General features: G+C 37.1%; 16 protein-coding genes. 1 reads left to right on the top strand and 15 read right to left on the bottom strand.

Annotated features, from left to right (window positions below; all coding sequences use genetic code 11):
- Window position 1 precedes the first annotated feature (1 nt).
- The 15 genes from P1K33_RS10590 to P1K33_RS10520 all read right to left on the bottom strand — a co-directional run bounded on the left by P1K33_RS10590 (window position 2) and on the right by P1K33_RS10520 (window position 13046).
- Window positions 2-760, bottom strand: a complete 759-nt coding sequence (locus P1K33_RS10590; RefSeq protein WP_284652942.1) for an MlaE family ABC transporter permease — start codon at window positions 758-760, stop codon at window positions 2-4.
- Between the two features lie 13 nt (window positions 761-773).
- Window positions 774-1253, bottom strand: coding sequence for a Dps family protein (locus P1K33_RS10585; RefSeq protein WP_284652941.1), 480 nt, complete (start codon window positions 1251-1253; stop codon window positions 774-776).
- 18 nt (window positions 1254-1271) lie between these two features.
- Entirely contained in the window at window positions 1272-1421 is a 150-nt protein-coding gene (locus tag P1K33_RS10580; protein ID WP_284652940.1) for a hypothetical protein, read from the bottom strand.
- 10 nt (window positions 1422-1431) lie between these two features.
- Window positions 1432-3753 carry a glycosyltransferase gene (locus P1K33_RS10575; protein ID WP_284652939.1) on the bottom strand — a complete coding sequence of 774 codons (2322 nt, stop codon included), beginning with the start codon at window positions 3751-3753 and terminating at the stop codon, window positions 1432-1434.
- The gene (locus P1K33_RS10570; protein ID WP_284652938.1) at window positions 3743-4786 is read right to left on the bottom strand and encodes a glycoside hydrolase family 130 protein; all 1044 of its coding nucleotides are present in this window, start codon (window positions 4784-4786) and stop codon (window positions 3743-3745) included. Before P1K33_RS10570 ends, P1K33_RS10575 begins: the two co-directional genes overlap by 11 nt.
- Before the next feature lie 15 nt (window positions 4787-4801).
- On the bottom strand, window positions 4802-5125 hold the full coding sequence (locus P1K33_RS10565; protein WP_284652937.1) for a hypothetical protein: 324 nt from the start codon (window positions 5123-5125) through the stop codon (window positions 4802-4804).
- Window positions 5126-5351: 226 nt separating this feature from the next.
- Window positions 5352-6806 (bottom strand): OmpA family protein, encoded by a 1455-nt coding sequence (locus P1K33_RS10560; protein WP_284652936.1) that lies wholly within the window; start codon window positions 6804-6806, stop codon window positions 5352-5354.
- 257 nt (window positions 6807-7063) lie between these two features.
- Window positions 7064-7363 (bottom strand): ferritin family protein, encoded by a 300-nt coding sequence (locus tag P1K33_RS10555; RefSeq protein ID WP_284652935.1) that lies wholly within the window; start codon window positions 7361-7363, stop codon window positions 7064-7066.
- Window positions 7364-7381: 18 nt separating this feature from the next.
- Window positions 7382-7768, bottom strand: coding sequence for a hypothetical protein (locus tag P1K33_RS10550; protein WP_284652933.1), 387 nt, complete (start codon window positions 7766-7768; stop codon window positions 7382-7384).
- Window positions 7769-7907: 139 nt separating this feature from the next.
- Complete coding sequence (locus P1K33_RS10545; protein ID WP_284652932.1) at window positions 7908-8342, bottom strand: response regulator; 435 nt, start codon at window positions 8340-8342, stop codon at window positions 7908-7910.
- A gap of 3 nt (window positions 8343-8345) precedes the next feature.
- Complete coding sequence (locus P1K33_RS10540; protein WP_284652931.1) at window positions 8346-11006, bottom strand: PAS domain-containing hybrid sensor histidine kinase/response regulator; 2661 nt, start codon at window positions 11004-11006, stop codon at window positions 8346-8348.
- A 16-nt stretch (window positions 11007-11022) separates the two neighbouring features.
- Window positions 11023-11595: a helix-turn-helix domain-containing protein gene (locus P1K33_RS10535; RefSeq protein ID WP_372508226.1), complete on the bottom strand. Its 573-nt coding sequence runs from the start codon at window positions 11593-11595 to the stop codon at window positions 11023-11025.
- A gap of 82 nt (window positions 11596-11677) precedes the next feature.
- A complete protein-coding gene (locus P1K33_RS10530; protein WP_284652930.1) occupies window positions 11678-12238 on the bottom strand; it encodes a helix-turn-helix domain-containing protein in 561 nt (186 codons plus the stop codon).
- Between the two features lie 102 nt (window positions 12239-12340).
- A complete protein-coding gene (locus P1K33_RS10525) occupies window positions 12341-12682 on the bottom strand; it encodes a cupin domain-containing protein (protein WP_284652929.1) in 342 nt (113 codons plus the stop codon).
- 169 nt (window positions 12683-12851) lie between these two features.
- Complete coding sequence (locus tag P1K33_RS10520) at window positions 12852-13046, bottom strand: hypothetical protein (protein WP_284652928.1); 195 nt, start codon at window positions 13044-13046, stop codon at window positions 12852-12854.
- A gap of 387 nt (window positions 13047-13433) precedes the next feature.
- Here P1K33_RS10520 and P1K33_RS10515 point away from each other — a divergent pair.
- Window positions 13434-16809, top strand: a 3376-nt coding sequence (locus P1K33_RS10515; RefSeq protein WP_284652927.1) for a beta strand repeat-containing protein, incomplete at its 3' end; no start/stop codon positions are given.

Raw genomic sequence — 16809 nt, 5'->3', positions numbered from 1 at the left:
GTTAGAAGAATAAATCAGTTATTTGTACGGCCAACATATCAATAATAAATATTGAAAGCGATGCAGTAACCACGGCAGAATTGGCCGCTACACCCACACTGGCTGTTCCACTGGAAGCATTAAAACCTTTATAGCACCCGATCAATCCAATGAAAAATCCGAAGAAGAAAGTCTTAATTGTAGCCGGTAGTACATCTAAAAATTCCAGATGTTCAAAAACCCCTACAAAATAACGGTACATTGTCATTTCTCCATGAACATTATACCCAATATAACCACCAATAATCCCAATGAAATCAGCATAAATAACCAAAATAGGAATCATCAGGGTAGTGGCTAAAATTCGGGTTACGACCAGATATTTATAAGGATTGACTGCTGATACTTCCATTGCATCGATTTGTTCGGTTACTTTCATGGATCCCAATTCGGCTCCAATCCCCGAAGCAATTTTCCCGGCACAGATAAGAGCGGTAATTACCGGAGCAATTTCCCTTATCAATGAAAGCGAAACCATACTGGGCAACCAGGACTCAGCGCCAAACTTAGCCATGGTCGGACGCGATTGTATAGTGAGTACTAAGCCCATGATAAACCCAGTGATGGTTATTAAGGGTAATGACTTGTAACCAACCACATAGCATTGTCTGATAAATTCGTTGATTTGAAAAGGAGGTGAAAATACCTCTTTGAAAAATCTCGTGGTGAACAAGGTCATATGGCCTATATCAGTAAAAATATTTTTTAGTGCTGCAAACATAAATTTATAGTGTCTAGCTTAAATAACGTCTTAAAACCCAAGCCATTGTTTCGTGTTGTTGGAGAATTTTGGTAAGTAAATCGGCAGAACCGGCGTCATGGCTTTCTTCCGAACAAGTATCGATATCTTTTCTGATTTCCATAATAAGTGTTTCATTGTCGGATAAAAGCTCCTGAATCATGTCTTTTTGCAATGGGTATTTGTTTTCGTGTTCAACCAATCGGGTGAGTTTTGAAAACTCTTTCATGGTACCAATGGTTTTGCTTCCCAACTTATTGATTCTTTCGGCTACTTCATCGATGATTTCTTCAAACTCCTTGTATTGAGATTCGAACAACTTGTGTAATTCCATAAAGCTATTGCCCACGATATTCCAATGGAATTTTCTGGTCTTGATATACAAAGTCATTTCATCAGCTAATACAGTCGATAGAAGCAAAGTACTTTTCTTTAAATTGGCTTCAGAGATTCCTATTTTGGGTGTCGTAATCATGGGTTTTATTTTAGTTTTTTATAATGAGTCATTGTCACCAAACTCATTGAATTTCTTTTTGAGATTCTGCTTTGAATAGGGCGATTTGTTACTGGTATCAGCAATAGTCGAATTTTTGACCATTACTGTTTTTTTGGGTGTTGGTTTGTGTTTTTTCGAGAAGGTCATTTTCTATGATTTAAAGTGATATATTATTCTTTTTTTTGTTGGCTTTGGGATAACGAATAGTTTTCAATTTGCTCGATTTGAGGTCTTTTTTTTCTTTGGTTTTCAAATACTGTTCAATGGTCAAACGCGCCATTAAATAACTTACTGTTGATTCTGCTCCTTGGTTTAAATTGATATAATTTTCTTCTAAGCCATCATAACAACCGCCGGTACAAGGATTGTAAATGATTTGGTTCAAATGATTTTTACCAAGAAACCAATTGAAAGCAATTCTCATTTTCAATACGTATTCTTCATCGTGGAAAGCATCATAGAATTTGCTTAATGCCATAATGGTATAAGCAACGTCAATAGGTTGTTCGCCACCGATTTTCTCTTCATGCGTTTCCTCATTGTTATTCAGCCAACCTTTGTTGGAAATGACTTTTATACTGTCTTCAGTAAAAATTTTAGACAATAAAAAATCAAAGGAGATGACGGCAATTTCTTTGTAAATAGTTGTGCCCAATGTCAAATAGGCACACAACATCGCTTCGGATAAAATACTGTTGCCATAGGTTAGATAACTTTCAAACCATTGCCATTTTTCTTTGGCTTCGTGCTTGTACATTTGCACCAACTTATCGGCTAAATGTTTAATCAGAAGCAAGTTAGATGGTTTGTTGTTCTTGGTATTGCTGTAAAAAATCCCTTTTATGATAAACGCCATAGCCCTGGGCGAATGAATATTTAAAACATTAGACAACGCCGACTTCATTATAACTTTTGCTTCTTGTACCAATTCGTTGGGCAATATATCGCTATGGGAAATCAGATAACCTAAAGCCCAAATGGCTCTTCCATTGGAATCGGATAAATTGGTTTCGCTGTTTTGTTTGGTGAATTTTTTATTTCTATCTATATAATTCAGAAAGTAATTCTCGTCTTGCAAACATTGTTTGATAAAGTTGAAATAAAGATGGATGTATTCTAAATCAGTTTCGTCTTGTTTTAAGGCATAATGTTGGCACATCGCTACTAAAGCCCGTGCATTGTCATCTAAAGTATATCCCGATTCGATATCCGGTTGGTTGATATTGGAAAACTGAATCATGCCAAAATCGGTTGTCATTTTCTTAATGTGATTCAGATTGATTTCAGGGATTTTGTATGTGAGTGATAGTTTGTTATCAGCTATATTTTGAAAAAGTAATGCATGGGCAATAGCAGAGTTTTCCCAAACGGTTGGGGCTATTTTGTGAATTCCATTGGCCGAAATACTTGAACACAATTCATTATCTTCAATCAAATTAATGACATTTCGTGCGAGTTGTTTTGGGTTTTCAAAATCTACTATAATCCCGGTTTCATCTTGCAATACTTCATTGGCATGAGGAATAGGTGTAGAGATGATGGGACAGCCACAGCTCAAAGCATAAGAAAAAGTGCCGCTGACAGCTTGATTTCGGTCTTTGGAAGTGAAGAGATAGATGTCGGTCAATTGTAAATATTCAAGTAAATCCGTAAGCGATAAATATCGGTTAATGAATTTGACATTGTATTGCAAATCAAGCGCTTCGGTTTTATCCTTTAGCATATCGCGGTAGCGTTCACCTTCTTCTTTGAGTACATTGGGATGTGTTTTCCCAATTACGAGAAACAATACATCAGGATATCTTTTAACAATAAGGCGCAAGGCACTAATACTGGTCTCAATGCATTTTCCGGCGCTCAGCAACCCGAAAGTGGCCAATACTGTTCTACCGCTCAAATGGTGTTTCTCTTTTAAGGTTTCTTTGTCCAAATGCTCAACCAAATGCGTTCCGTGTGGAATGATTTCAATTGGAGTATTTTCCATTCCGTAATCCTCGACCAGAATTTCAGCAGAGGTTTTGGTCATCACAATAATAGATTGTGCAATGGTTTCGATTGTTTTGACCAATTGTTTTAAGCTGTCATTTGGTTTTGGCAAAACCGTGTGAAAAGCAACTATGATGGGTTTGTTTAGTTCTTTTAAGAACTTCAGAAAATGGTCTTCATAGTTTTTGAATAACCCGAACTCATGTTGTACCAAGACCATTTGGATCATTTGATTTTCATTGATTTTTTTGGCAATTTCAGTATAAGATGCTGTATTGTCTGTTGCTAAAATGTATTTGACTTCCTTTGGATACAAAAGCTTATCACTTTGATGTTCCAAAGCACAGATGTTGATTTGGAATGATTTTCCAAATTTATTTTTTAACGCGCTAACCAAATCCTGAGAATAAGTAGCAATGCCACATTCTCTGGGCGGATAGGAGGTAACACATAGGATTCCCGGAAAGTTGGTATTGAGGCTTCTATTTTTCATTGGGAATACTGTTTAAGATTAATTCTTTTAATAGTTCAGATAAGCTCATCGAAGCACAGGCGATTCTTTTATCGGCGGCACCATAATAGACATATAAAGTGTCATTTTCAGTAACTGTACCGGTGGGAAAGCAAACATTATTGACTTCGCCTTTTAGTTCCCAATCATGTTCGGGTTTGAAAAGCGGATAAGGTAATCGGGCAATTTCTTTCTTTGGATTGCCTAGGTCTAACAGAGCTACGCAGGCACAATACACATATCCTTTTACGGTATCATAAACGCTGTGGTAAATGACCAGCCAGCCTTGTTCGGTTTCAATAGGAGGGCAGCCTCCGCCGAGGTAACTGATTTCGTGTTTGTGTTTGGAAGCCAAAACGATATTGTCATTAAATTGGAGAAAGTAATTCTGCCAAAATTCAACGGTAAGATTTTCCAACTCATCCACAATTACTATTTGGATATCGGGTTTGATTCGGTGCAGAAAATGTAATTTTCCATTGATTCTTCTCGGGAAAGGAATCACATTTTTGTCCCATACAAATACCAGTTTTCCTTTTTTCTCCCGGATACTCTCGTGTTCGTTATACCGATGGTATTTTTCATTGATTTTCCCTTTGGTTTGCGCCAGTCGGTAAAATTCTTTAAATGCAATTTGCGGCACAATAAGCCCTTTCTTTTCCCAATTAATCAAATCGGTTGAAACAGCCAGTGCCGCTAATGCATTTACACCATCAAAGGCGGTATAGGTTAAATAGAATAAATGGTCAATTTTTACGATGCGGGGATCTTCCAGACCATGACTTTCATAATCAAACTGAGGAAATAAAACAGGCACATCCAGGCGTTCTTCAACACTCATATGACTGTTTAATTTGCAATAGCCAATGGAGGAATAATTTCCTTTGGCAACAGCTCTGTAAAACATATGAATATGGTTGCCATCCCTGATAACCGCCGGGTTGAGTACTCCTTCTATTTCAAAACCTAATTCGGTTTTTTCTAAAACAATGCCTTCTTTGATTACGTTTATCATGCTGGAACAGTCAATTTATAAGATTAAAATCAATAATAAGATAATGATGATAATAGCGCCTACAGAAAGATAAACGCCACGATTGCCGCCGTCTTTAAGAACGGTTTTAATTTCTTTAACTTCTTTGCGAAGTGCTTTTCTTTCGGCTCTGGTGAGATCAGATTTATCCATATCCCTGATTTCTTTAATTCGTTTTACCATTGCGTCTACTTTAGCTTTTTCTTCTGCAGTATTGGTGATTGGTGCTTTTTCATTTGGGCCATTATTTGAAAAGACTGGAGCTGTTATCGCCAGTGTTACCAGTAATACAGCCATTCTAATTTTTGACATTGTTTTCATGATGTATGTTTTTAAGAATTAGTTAATTCCCTTTTCTATTTTGGTTAGCAAAAGGATTTTTTTTATAGTTATAAATTTCCTTCAATTAGACCGGAAGTTTGTTATATTAATCTTGCTATTAGTTATATTATTCACACTTTCATTGGTTTGTATTTCAACAGGTTATGTTTAAAAAAGGCCGCCCTGTTGGAGGCAGCCTTTAAAATAGTAGAACTAAAAAGTTTATTTAGTATGATGTTCTCAACTCAACTCTTCTGTTTTTGGCACGGCCTAAAGCGGTTTTGTTGTCGGCAATTGGTTTGGTTTCACCATATCCGGTAGCGGTCACTCTGCTATCAGAAATCCCTTTGCTGATTAAATACGCTCTTACCGAATTGGTACGTTTTTGTGACAATACCTGATTGAATTCTTCTGAACCATTGTAATCCGTGTGACCATCAATAAAAAGGTTGGCTGCTTCGTATTTGTTTAGAATTTTTACCAATTCATCTAATAAAGACAAAGAAGCTACTTTCAATTTATCACTGCCGTTTTCAAAGAAAATCTTGCTTCCGATATAAGTGATTCTTACCGCATCCTGTTTGGCTATTTCCGGGCAACCTTTGTTTTCAAAAGTACCTTTAGTATTCGGACAACGGTCATCTAAATCAGCGACACCATCACCATCAGTATCAGGACAGCCTTTTAAACTGGCCGGGCCAAAAGCATTTGGACAACGGTCAACGTCATTCATCACACCATCTTTATCATCATCCATCGGACAACCATTGGCATCTACTTTACTTCCTGCAGGAGAGTCAGGACATTTATCATCCAAATCGGCTACACCATCACCATCGGCATCAGGGCAACCTTTTAAGGCTACTGTTCCTTTAGTATCAGGGCAACGGTCACTTAAATCGGTTACACCATCATTGTCTTTATCCGGACAACCATTCAATAACACAATTCCGGCTACATCCGGACAAGTGTCTAAGTAATCGGCAACACCGTCACCGTCTTTATCCACAGGGCAACCTTTTTTATCAACGGTTACTCCAGCCGGTGTATCAGGACATTTGTCATTGCCATCAGAAACACCATCTTTGTCGGCGTCTTTTTTATCTCCAAAATTGAAAGTCAAACCAGCCATGTGCATTAAGAAATCATCTTTTTTACCGGCAACAGCTCCATCTCTACGGTCATTATTGGTAAACATAAAAGTTTCCTGAAGATTAAGTGAGATGACAGGAGTAAGCCTGAAGTTAATACCACCACCCGCTACCGGAAAAGTAGTATCGATTTTTTCTTTGTGGAAATTGAGCTGTCTGTCAAAAAGAATACCGCCCCAACCGCCAAATACATAAGGTCTAACGGCAAATTCAGGTCCGATAAGGTTTAATCTTAAATTAATCGAGGCAGAACTGTAATCGCTTTTAAAACCGGTCACGCCACTATCATAACCTAAGGTTCCTCGGGTATATAGAAAATTCAAATCCAAATATTTCCATAAATACCTGGATACTGTTATGCCGGCAAAACCATAAGCTGTTTTATCGGTTTTGTACCAATCTCTGCCCAGATCACCATGGTACTGGATTAATCCGCCATGAAGTCCGAAGTTCCATTTCTTGTCCTCGGTTTGTGCTTTTGTGGCAAATGTTGATGCCAGGCAAATGCATAATAGTAGTAATTTTTTCATATCTCTATTGTTTAAATTATTTGAAGCAAAGGTCAATCACAAAGTTGGCTAAGGAGTTATACAACTATTATTATAGTTTGTGTTATTCACAGATTTTGGATTAAAAAAATCCTGTTGCATGGCTGCAACAGGATTCTAAACAAATGATTTCGCATTCATTTAAACCAACCAAAACAAACTTTTTTGCGTCGATGCATAGTGGTATTTTTGAAATATTTTATGAAATCGCAAAGGTGTTTTTCTGATTATGTTTTATATTATCTTTCCGGATTATCCAATTCGCTGATGAAAGGAAATTTTCGCTCCAATTGTTGTATGTGTTTTCTGAGGTAAATGATATGAACGGTTAACATTTCAACTAATTCAAAAGTGGTTGCATTACTGATTAGCATTGGAATGGCAATCAAAAGTTCTTTTTCGTGCCAATAGATTTCTTTTAACTCAATCATTGATTTCTCACATAAGGCTACATTTTCAGCAAAATCCTTTCTGTCTGTGATACTTTTGATCTGGTTGTGGGAAACCTTGATTAAATAATTAGAAACTCTATTCTTCATCTTCCTTTCAGTTTTAGATTATTTATTAGCAAAAAAATCCTTGACAAAATCATGCTTTTGCTTGGCAGTCATTTTATCGGTTTGCTTTATCTGGATATTGATGTTTTCAAAACGATTGTCAGATGAAATCACGTTGTAGAGTCTTTCTTTAGCATCTGTTGGACCAAAAAGAATGACTTCGTTATATTTTTTTACTACAGCCATCAACTTTTTGTAGTACTTGGATTGAAGCTGTTGTTCTTTGGAGTGTAAATTAGCTTCGCCTTCTAACAGGCTGTTTATTTTTTCCTGTTGGGTGAAATCAGATTCAATGGTTTTAATTTCGAACGGATTGTTAGAGTGTTCCATCAGATACGCAATGGAATGATCCATCCAAATGCCGATTTTGTTTACTGTAGTTGCCATATTGCCTTTTATATTGGTTAACTATAATACAGCTTTAACACACTATATTATGAATACAAATTTGCAAGGAATTGGCTGTAAGCGTGTTATATTATTGTTTTGTTTTTTTTTATAATTCACACTTTATCAATGATATGATTTACATTCGGTCCATATACCAGCTGAGTTCTTTTTCCATTTTTTGGTATTTGAAAATAGTGGAGATAACTTTCTGCAAACGGATAAAAGCGGTTTCACTTTTCACGACATAATCAAAAGCCTTATGGTGCATGCAAGTGACGGCAACATCAATACGGTCCTGGCTCGAAAGCATGATGACCGGAATTCCGCCATTGCTCTCTTTAATTCTATCTAAAGTTTCCATCCCGTTGATGGCATTTTTAACCACGCCGTCAAGATGGTAATCCAGGACAATGACATCGGGTTTTTTTTCTAAACTCTCAAGGCATAATTCTCCTGTAGCGAATGTTTCAATGTCAAAATCCGCATGCTCCAGAAATTGAATTTCCATCGACTTTAAGAATACAGCATCATCATCTACTAAAAAGAGTTTGATTTTATTTTCAATTTTCATGGCTTATTTTTTTATGTTAATCAATTCAGTTTTTAATTCGACAAGCGACTGATTACAGACCTTTTCCAATTGTTCCACGAGATCATTCAGCTCTGCAGAAAGGTCTAATTTATCGGCATAGTCCTGAATTTTTTGTGCCAATTCGGTAAATTCCGGATGAATGCCCATGATGGCCAAAGACGGAATAATTTTATGGGCAGTTGCTTTTAGTAAGGACCAATCCTTGTCCCGAAAACTTTGTTTCATTAAGGCAATTAATGGTGGCGTTTGTTTGATATACACATTAATCATTTCGGTCATTAGGGTAGGATTGGCTTTGGTGAGTTTTGTCAAATAGCCCAAATCGACATATTTGACGGTTTGGGTTTGTTTGTTACCCACTGTTTTGTTTTCAATTATGGCCACCGGTTTTTGGATAAAGCTGATCAATTTACTGTACAATAAACGTTCGTCAACCGGTTTTGAAATATAGTCGTTCATTCCTACGGCTTTGCATTTGGCCACATCAACCGTGGTGACGTCGGCAGTCAGTGCTATAATCGGAAGTTTTAGTTTTAATGTTTTTCTGATGTATTCTGTAGTTTCAAAACCATTCATTTCGGGCATTTGCAAATCCATCAGAATGATATCATAGGTGTTTTTCTCGAGTTTCTCTATGGCGATTTTACCATTGGCTGCAATTTCACATTCAAAACCAAAGTCATCTAAAACTGTTTTCATCAACAGTTGGTTGAGTTCCATGTCTTCTACGACCAGAATTTTGGTGTCTTTCATTTCGGTACCTATTTCGGTAATTTCAGGTTCTAAAACGGCTTCGGCATTGGTTTTATCAAAATAGAGCACAAAACTAAAGGTAGAACCTTGGCCAAGAGTACTTTCCACATTAATAGTTCCATTTTGTGCTTCAACCAATTGTTTGACGATGGCCAATCCTAAACCGGTGCCGCCAAATATTCTAGAGGTGCCGCTGGTAGCCTGTTGGAAGTTTTCGAAGATGGTTTCGGTTTTGGTGTCATTGATACCGATTCCGGTATCGTTAATAGAAAATTCTATAGCTACATTATCGTCGGTTTCGGAAACCATTTTGACACTGACGGTGATTTTCCCAATGCTGGTAAACTTCACGGCATTGCTGACTAAATTAAGAATGATTTGGTGCAAACGCACCGGATCACCAACTAAAACTTCTGGAATGGTGGAATCATAATGCGTTACCAATTTTAAGTTTTTTTCCTGGATTTTGGTTTCAAACAGGTGCAGCATGGCTTTGATAGACAGTTTCAGTTTGAAAGGTGTTTTTTCAAAAGTCATTTTTCCGGCATCTACTTTGGCCAAATCAAGTATGTCATTGATGAGTACAATTAAGGCATCGCCACTCATTTTAATGGCTGTCAGGTATTCTTTTTGTTTTGCCGTTAGTTCGGTTTTGAGCACCACTTTGGTAAATCCGATGATGGCATTCATAGGTGTTCGGATTTCGTGACTCATATTGGACAAAAACTGCTGCTTTGATTTTACTGCTTCATTTGCTTTTATGGTTGCTGATTCCGCTATGATTTTGGCTTCCTCTGCAATAGATGAAGCGAGTTCAGCAAATATTTTGGCTTCGATTAAATCTTTCTCTGCCTTTCTTTGTTCGGTGATGTCTCTGGCTACTACAACCGCACCAATTACATTGTCGTTTTGGTCTTTATAGACAGAACCGTTGAACAGCACATGAACCAATTCGCCGTCGGTGATGACTAAAGGATAATCGATTACGAATCCTTTTTCAAAAACTTCCTCATAAATTTTCTTGGCTTGTTTTGGTTCTGTAAAATAATTAAAGAAGTCAGAACCAATCAATTCTTCTTTTGATACGCCGGTTACCCGAACTGAAGCCTGGTTGGTATCGGTGATTTTGCCTTGCGGACTAATGGTAAATAATGGATCGCGACTGGCTTCTATTAGGCTTAATGAATATTGAGAAGCTAATTTCAAGGAGTAGTTATAGGCTTCGAGTTCTTGGTTTTCAAAAACTCGCTTTTCTTTTTCTTTGTTCTGAAAATTTAATTCTATATCGGCGATGACCAACTCGTTTGCACGGTTTTGCTTTTCTCCGGTTTGAAACTCGAGTTCTTTATTGGCAATAACCAATTCGTCTGCGCGTTTTTCTTTGATTTTATTTTGGTGTTCAAGCTCAATATTGGCAATCAGCAATTCGGCAGCGCGTTTTTCTTTTTCTTCATTCTGAAAAGCCAGTTCTTTATTGGCTATAACCAATTCGGCTGTAGTTTTCTTTTGTTTGGTGATGTCGATAAACGATATGAGCGAACAATCATTTTCGTGATATTTCATGGCCTGAATGGAAACTAAAAACCAAAACGGTACGCCTTTCTTATTTTTCAGGATAATTTCTATCGTATTGATTGTTCCCTGATCTTTAATTTGCAAAGTCATTTTCTCCCGAAATTCAGGATTGATAATGCCTAATTCGGTGGTAGTTTTTCCAATGATTTCATTTTTGGCATAGCCAAAGCATTTCAGAAAAGTTTTATTGGCATACTGAAACATGGATGTTTTAGTATCGATGAAAACCATTCCGATAGCGCTGTTTTCAAACATGTCAAAAAATAAATCATTGGATTTATTTTTCGCATTTTCAGGGGTTTGGGGCTGGCTCATATACTCTATTTTGTAATTAAGATAAGTTTCCCAGTTCTTCAATCGGGTTACGTCTCTTATCTTTTAATGATTTGAAATGCGAAGGCGATAAGCCAGTCACTTTTTTGAATTGTGTTGACAAATGGGCTACACTGCTGTAATTCATTTTCCAGGCGATTTCAGTAATATTGAGTTCGTCGTAAATGATTAATTCCTTGATGCGTTCCACTTTGTGCAAAATCATAAATTGCTCTATGGTTGTGCCTTGCACTTCAGAAAACAAGTTGGCGAGATAGTTATAGTTTTGATTTAGTTTTTCACTCAGATACTCCGATAAGTTCACTTTAATGGGTTTTTCGGTGTAGTGAATCATTTGGATAATGATATTTTTTACTTTTTCAATAAGGATGGCTCTTTTGTCATCCATGAGTTCTAAACCTGATTCCAGCAAATTGGCTTTTAACAAGTTTCTTTTTTCCTCAGTAATGCTTTCCATAATGTCAACCACGCCCAAATCAACAATGATAAAATGCAGACCTAATTTTTTTAGTTCGTCTTTTACCACTATTTTACAGCGATTGCTGACCATGTATTTAATATAGAGTTTCAAAATGAGTTGTTTATACAGTTACGCAAAGATTTGTTTTTAAAACGAATCATAGTTGTATAATAATGGAATTAAATGGCATAATTCACAGATTGTCGAGCGAGTTGCGCTTTTTTGCTTGAAGGTTTTTAAAAAAGGTAGGAGTGAGTCCGGTTACTTTTTTAAACTGAGTAGATAAATGAGAAACACTGCTATAGTTCATTCTGTATGATATCTCGGTAAGATTGAGTTCGTCATAAAGAAGCAGTTCTTTTACTTTTTCTATTTTGTGGGCAATGATATAATGTTCGATGGTGACTCCTTTGACTTCAGAAAATATGTTGGCCAAATAAGTATAATCGTAACCCATTATTTTACTGATGTATTCGGAGTAATTTACTTTGGGTAATTCTTCATTGTAATGGATCATTTCGGTAATGACAATTTTTATCTTTTCGATAAGCATAGCTTTTTTGTCATCCATCAATTCAAGACCTGATTCTAATAGTGCTGCTTTTAGTTTTTCGCGTTTTTCGTTGGTAATGTCTTCCAGGATTTCAACCACACCAAGTTCAACGGTTGTATAATGCAATCCCAGACTTTTCAATTCTTCTTTGACTAGCATTTTGCAACGCAAACTGACCATATATTTGATGTATAGCTTCATTTTTGGCGGTCATTTTTTAAAGTACTTTACTGTACTGATACATTAACTGAGGTTATGCTTTAATAAAAAATGATGCTTTATCTGCTAAATAAAACTTATTCTCTAATCTTCATAACCACTTTTAATAATGGTTGAGATCATTTTGAATTGTTCGTTGGCGTTAAAACTATGTCGGGCATGCGCCGGAATAATGATTCCTTCTCCCAAGATAAGTCTGTGTTTAAGGTCTTTTATCGTAATTTCTGCAGCGCCGTCAATAATTTGAATATAATTATCATAGGGCGATGTTTTTTCCTGAAGTTCTTCTCCGGCATCAAAGGATGACGCGGTTATATTGCCTGTAGTTTTCCTGATGATGGTTTTACTAACCACCGCATTCGGTATATATTGAATGATTTCAACGATGATATGTGATTTCGATTTTTCGAGTTCTATGATGTCCATGATTTCTGTTTAAATAAATATTTGTTAAATAAGAATTTCACAAAATGATGTAATCATGAAATAATATTTGTTAAAGGTAGTCACTTTAAAATGGTTGTCATCATTTAATCGGATTATGTTTTTTTTTTTTTTGAGTTTACTTGCTTAAGACCAATAGAGTAGTGTTTTACTATGACTCGTCTTTAGTGGTCTTTACCAAGCTTATACCGGAAACAAAAAAGATTATCCCTAATACACCATATATAATAAGCGATTTGATATCTTTTTCAGTTCCACTGGCAGTCATAAACATTTGCGCGGCATAGATAAGACTCGCGATTCCAAGTACAGTGAGTATGGCTCCAAAAATTCGTTTAAGATTCATTTGTTTTTATTTAAGATTGTTTAGGCTATCGTTAAAATAGTCATTTGCAAAGGTGGTTTAATTTTATGTAACAACTATTACATAAAAAGACATTATAATTGCATAATTCACAGATTTTTATAAATGTAATTAATTGATATACAATATTTTATAAAGTGTGAATTATGATAAACTTTCCAATAATTCTAAAAGACTATCGCTATAATTTTGTCAAGTAATCCTCTTAAAAGCTTGTCCAAAGTGAACCGAATTACCGGTTTTTCCAAAACGTGTTGATTAACGAATTTATGATGTATTTGAACGAAGAAATATCATTTTTTCATTGAAAAAGAGCTTGCGAATAAAAATATTGATAGTCAATATTTTGCTAATATTAAATGTTTAATTATGAAAACAAAATTAATTTACTGCTTATTTATAAGTATGTTTTTTGGGGTTTTTCAAAATTCAGCTCAAGTTTGTCAGGGATTCACAACCTTTACACAGGGCGGATGGGGAACCCAATGCCATGGCGGCAATGCTGGCTGTTATCGAGATGCTAATTTCGATGCAGCCTTTCCTGATGGAATTAGAATTGGTAACGAAACCAATTCGATTACTTTAACTTCCTCAGAGGCGGTTAATAAATTTTTACCATCAGGCACTACTGCTAGGGCTTTAGACGCAGGAGCTTTAGTAGATCCGGGGCATACCTATAAAAATGTATTGGCCGGCCAGTTAGTTGCCCTGACATTGAATGTAGGTTTTGATGCCTATGATGCTAATTTTGGATCCAATACAATCTTATTAGGAGATTTATCAATTGTCAGTGGTCCTTTTCAGGGAATGACTGTCAGTGATTTTTTGGTTTTAGCTAATGCTATAATTGGAGGTACAGATACCAGTTACTCTTTTTCTCAAGTAAATGCTGCGGCAAGTGCTATCAATGAAAACTTTGATAATGGAACAATAGATAACGGTTTTTTAGACTGTCAAACTTGTCCAAATTGTATTCGATTTGATTTTGCTGCTACCTTTACTAATGTGTTATGCTTCGGTCAAAATACCGGAACAATAACATTGACTACTTCAGAAGGAACAGCTCCTTATTCTTATTTTTTGAATAATGTATTGGTATTAACAACAGACAGCCCGTCTTATACCTTTACCGGTTTGGCCGCAGGAAGTTATGTAGTGACTGTTAATGACAGTGCAGGAAATTCGGCTTCGAGCGACCCGGCGATTGTGATTACGCAATCTGATAGTGCTTTAACTTTGACTACTGTTAGTACAACTGTATCATGCGAAGGGACTACCGGAACGGCAACGGTTACCGCTGCTGGTGGGACTGCACCATATACCATTTTGTGGTCGAATGGCAGTACCGATTTTACACTGGCTAATTTAGCTGCCGGAAATTATACTGCAGTCGTTACAGATGCAAACGGTTGTCAGACTAATGCATCGGTTCTTATTAATACAGTGTCGACTTTGACAAGTACATTTGTGGAAACCGCTGCTAGTTGTGATGATAATGATGGTACTGTAACAGTAACAGCTACAGCTGGAACTTCTCCATATACTATTTTATGGTCTAACGGAAGTACAGCTTTTACCCTTGACGGTTTGGCTTCGGGAACGTATACTTATACTGTTACAGATGTGAATGGATGTCAAACCAACGGCTCGGTAATTATTACTGTTCCTGCTAATTGTGGGCGTGTTGATTTTGTTATCACTTCTACCAATGTGTTGTGTTTTGGCCAAAATACAGGAACAATAACCATGACTACTTCAGGAGCAACTGCTCCTTATTCTTATTTTTTAAATAACGTATTGGTTTTAACAACAGACAGCCCGTCTTATACCTTTACCGGTTTGGCCGCAGGAAGTTATATAGTGACAGTTAATGACAGTGCCGGAAATTCAGGTTCAACTGATCCATCGATTGTGATTACGCAATCAGATAGCGCTTTGACTTTGACAACTGTTAGTACAAATGTATCTTGCGAAGTTCCAACAGGAACAGCAACGGTTACAGCTGCTGGCGGAACTGCACCTTATACCATTTTATGGTCGAATGGCAGTACTGATTTTACGCTGGCTAATTTAGCTGCCGGAACCTATACTGCAGTAGTTACAGATGCCAATGGATGTCAGGCGACTACCTCAGTGACCATTGAAAATATAGGGCTTTTACAAGTTTCGACTGTTGTTACAAATGGTTCTTGTATAGGAGCTACCAATGGTTCAATTACAGTAACTGCCTCAAACGGAACGGCTCCTTACACTATTTTATGGGCTAATGCAAGTACTAGTTTTACGCTAAATAATTTGTTAGCAGGAACTTATACAGCTGTTGTAACTGACGCTACCGGATGTACTGTAAATATTTCTGAAACTATTACGGGACCAACATCATTATTGTCGAGTACTTATGTTCGTGCCAATGCTACCTGTTGTACCGGAGATAATGGTACTATTACGGTAACACCTGTTGGTGGAACAGCGCCTTATACTATTTTATGGGCTAATGGAAGTACTACTTTTTCTATTTTCGGTTTAACCGGTGGAACTTATTCCTACACGGTAACCGACTTTAACGGATGTACTACTACCGGATCAGTATTGATTCTTTCAGTACCTGTTTTGACAAGTACTTATGTTGTAACTCCTGCCACTTGTGCCGGAAATGATGCTCAAGTAACAGTAACAACTACTGGAGGAACGACTCCTTATACTATTTTGTGGTCTAATGGAGCAACTACTTTCACGCTAAACAATTTGTTGGCAGGAACTTATACCTATACAGTTACCGATGCGAATGGATGTCAAAATTTTGGCACAGTAACGATAGTTACAGCTCCAACTTTAGTAGCAACCACTACACAAACCAATGTATCTTGTTTTGCAGGAACCAACGGAAGTGTAACGGCTACAGTAACCGGAGGAACTTCGCCTTATACCATTTTATGGTCTAACGGAGCGACTACTTTCACGCTAAACAATTTGTTGGCAGGAATTTATACCGGAGTGATTACCAGTGCTAACGGATGTACTGCAAACGTATCAGCGACTGTTACTCAGCCAACGGCTTTAGTAGCAACCACTACACAAACCAACGTATCTTGTTTTGCAGGAAACAACGGAAGTGTAACGGCTACAGTAACCGGTGGAACTTCGCCTTATACCATTTTATGGTCTAACGGAGCGACTACTTTCACGCTAAACAATTTGTTGGCAGGAACGTATACAGGAGTGATTACAAGTGCTAACGGATGTACTGCAAACGTATCAGCGACTGTTACTCAGCCAACGGCTTTAGTAGCTTCAACTACACAAACCAATGTATCTTGTTTTGCAGGAACCAACGGAAGTGTAACGGCTACAGTAACCGGTGGAACTTCACCTTATACCATTTTATGGTCTAACGGAGCAACTACTTTCACGCTAAACAATTTGTTGGCAGGAATTTATACCGGAGTGATTACCAGTGCTAACGGATGTACAGCAAACGTATCAGCGACTGTTACTCAGCCAACGGCTTTAGTAGCAACCACTACACAAACCAACGTATCTTGTTTTGCGGGAACCAACGGAAGTGTAACGGCTACAGTAACCGGTGGAACTTCGCCTTATACCATTTTATGGTCTAATGGAGCAACTACTTTCACGCTAAACAATTTGTTGGCAGGAATTTATACCGGAGTGATTACCAGTGCTAACGGATGTACAGCAAACGTATCAGCGACTGTTACTCAGCCAACGGCTTTAGTAGCAACCA

It is taken from the genome of Flavobacterium terrisoli, assembly GCF_030167905.1.
Lineage (GTDB): Bacteria > Bacteroidota > Bacteroidia > Flavobacteriales > Flavobacteriaceae > Flavobacterium > Flavobacterium terrisoli.
Note: the sequence above shows the minus strand (reverse complement) of the source record. Positions and strands in the feature narration are given on the sequence as shown.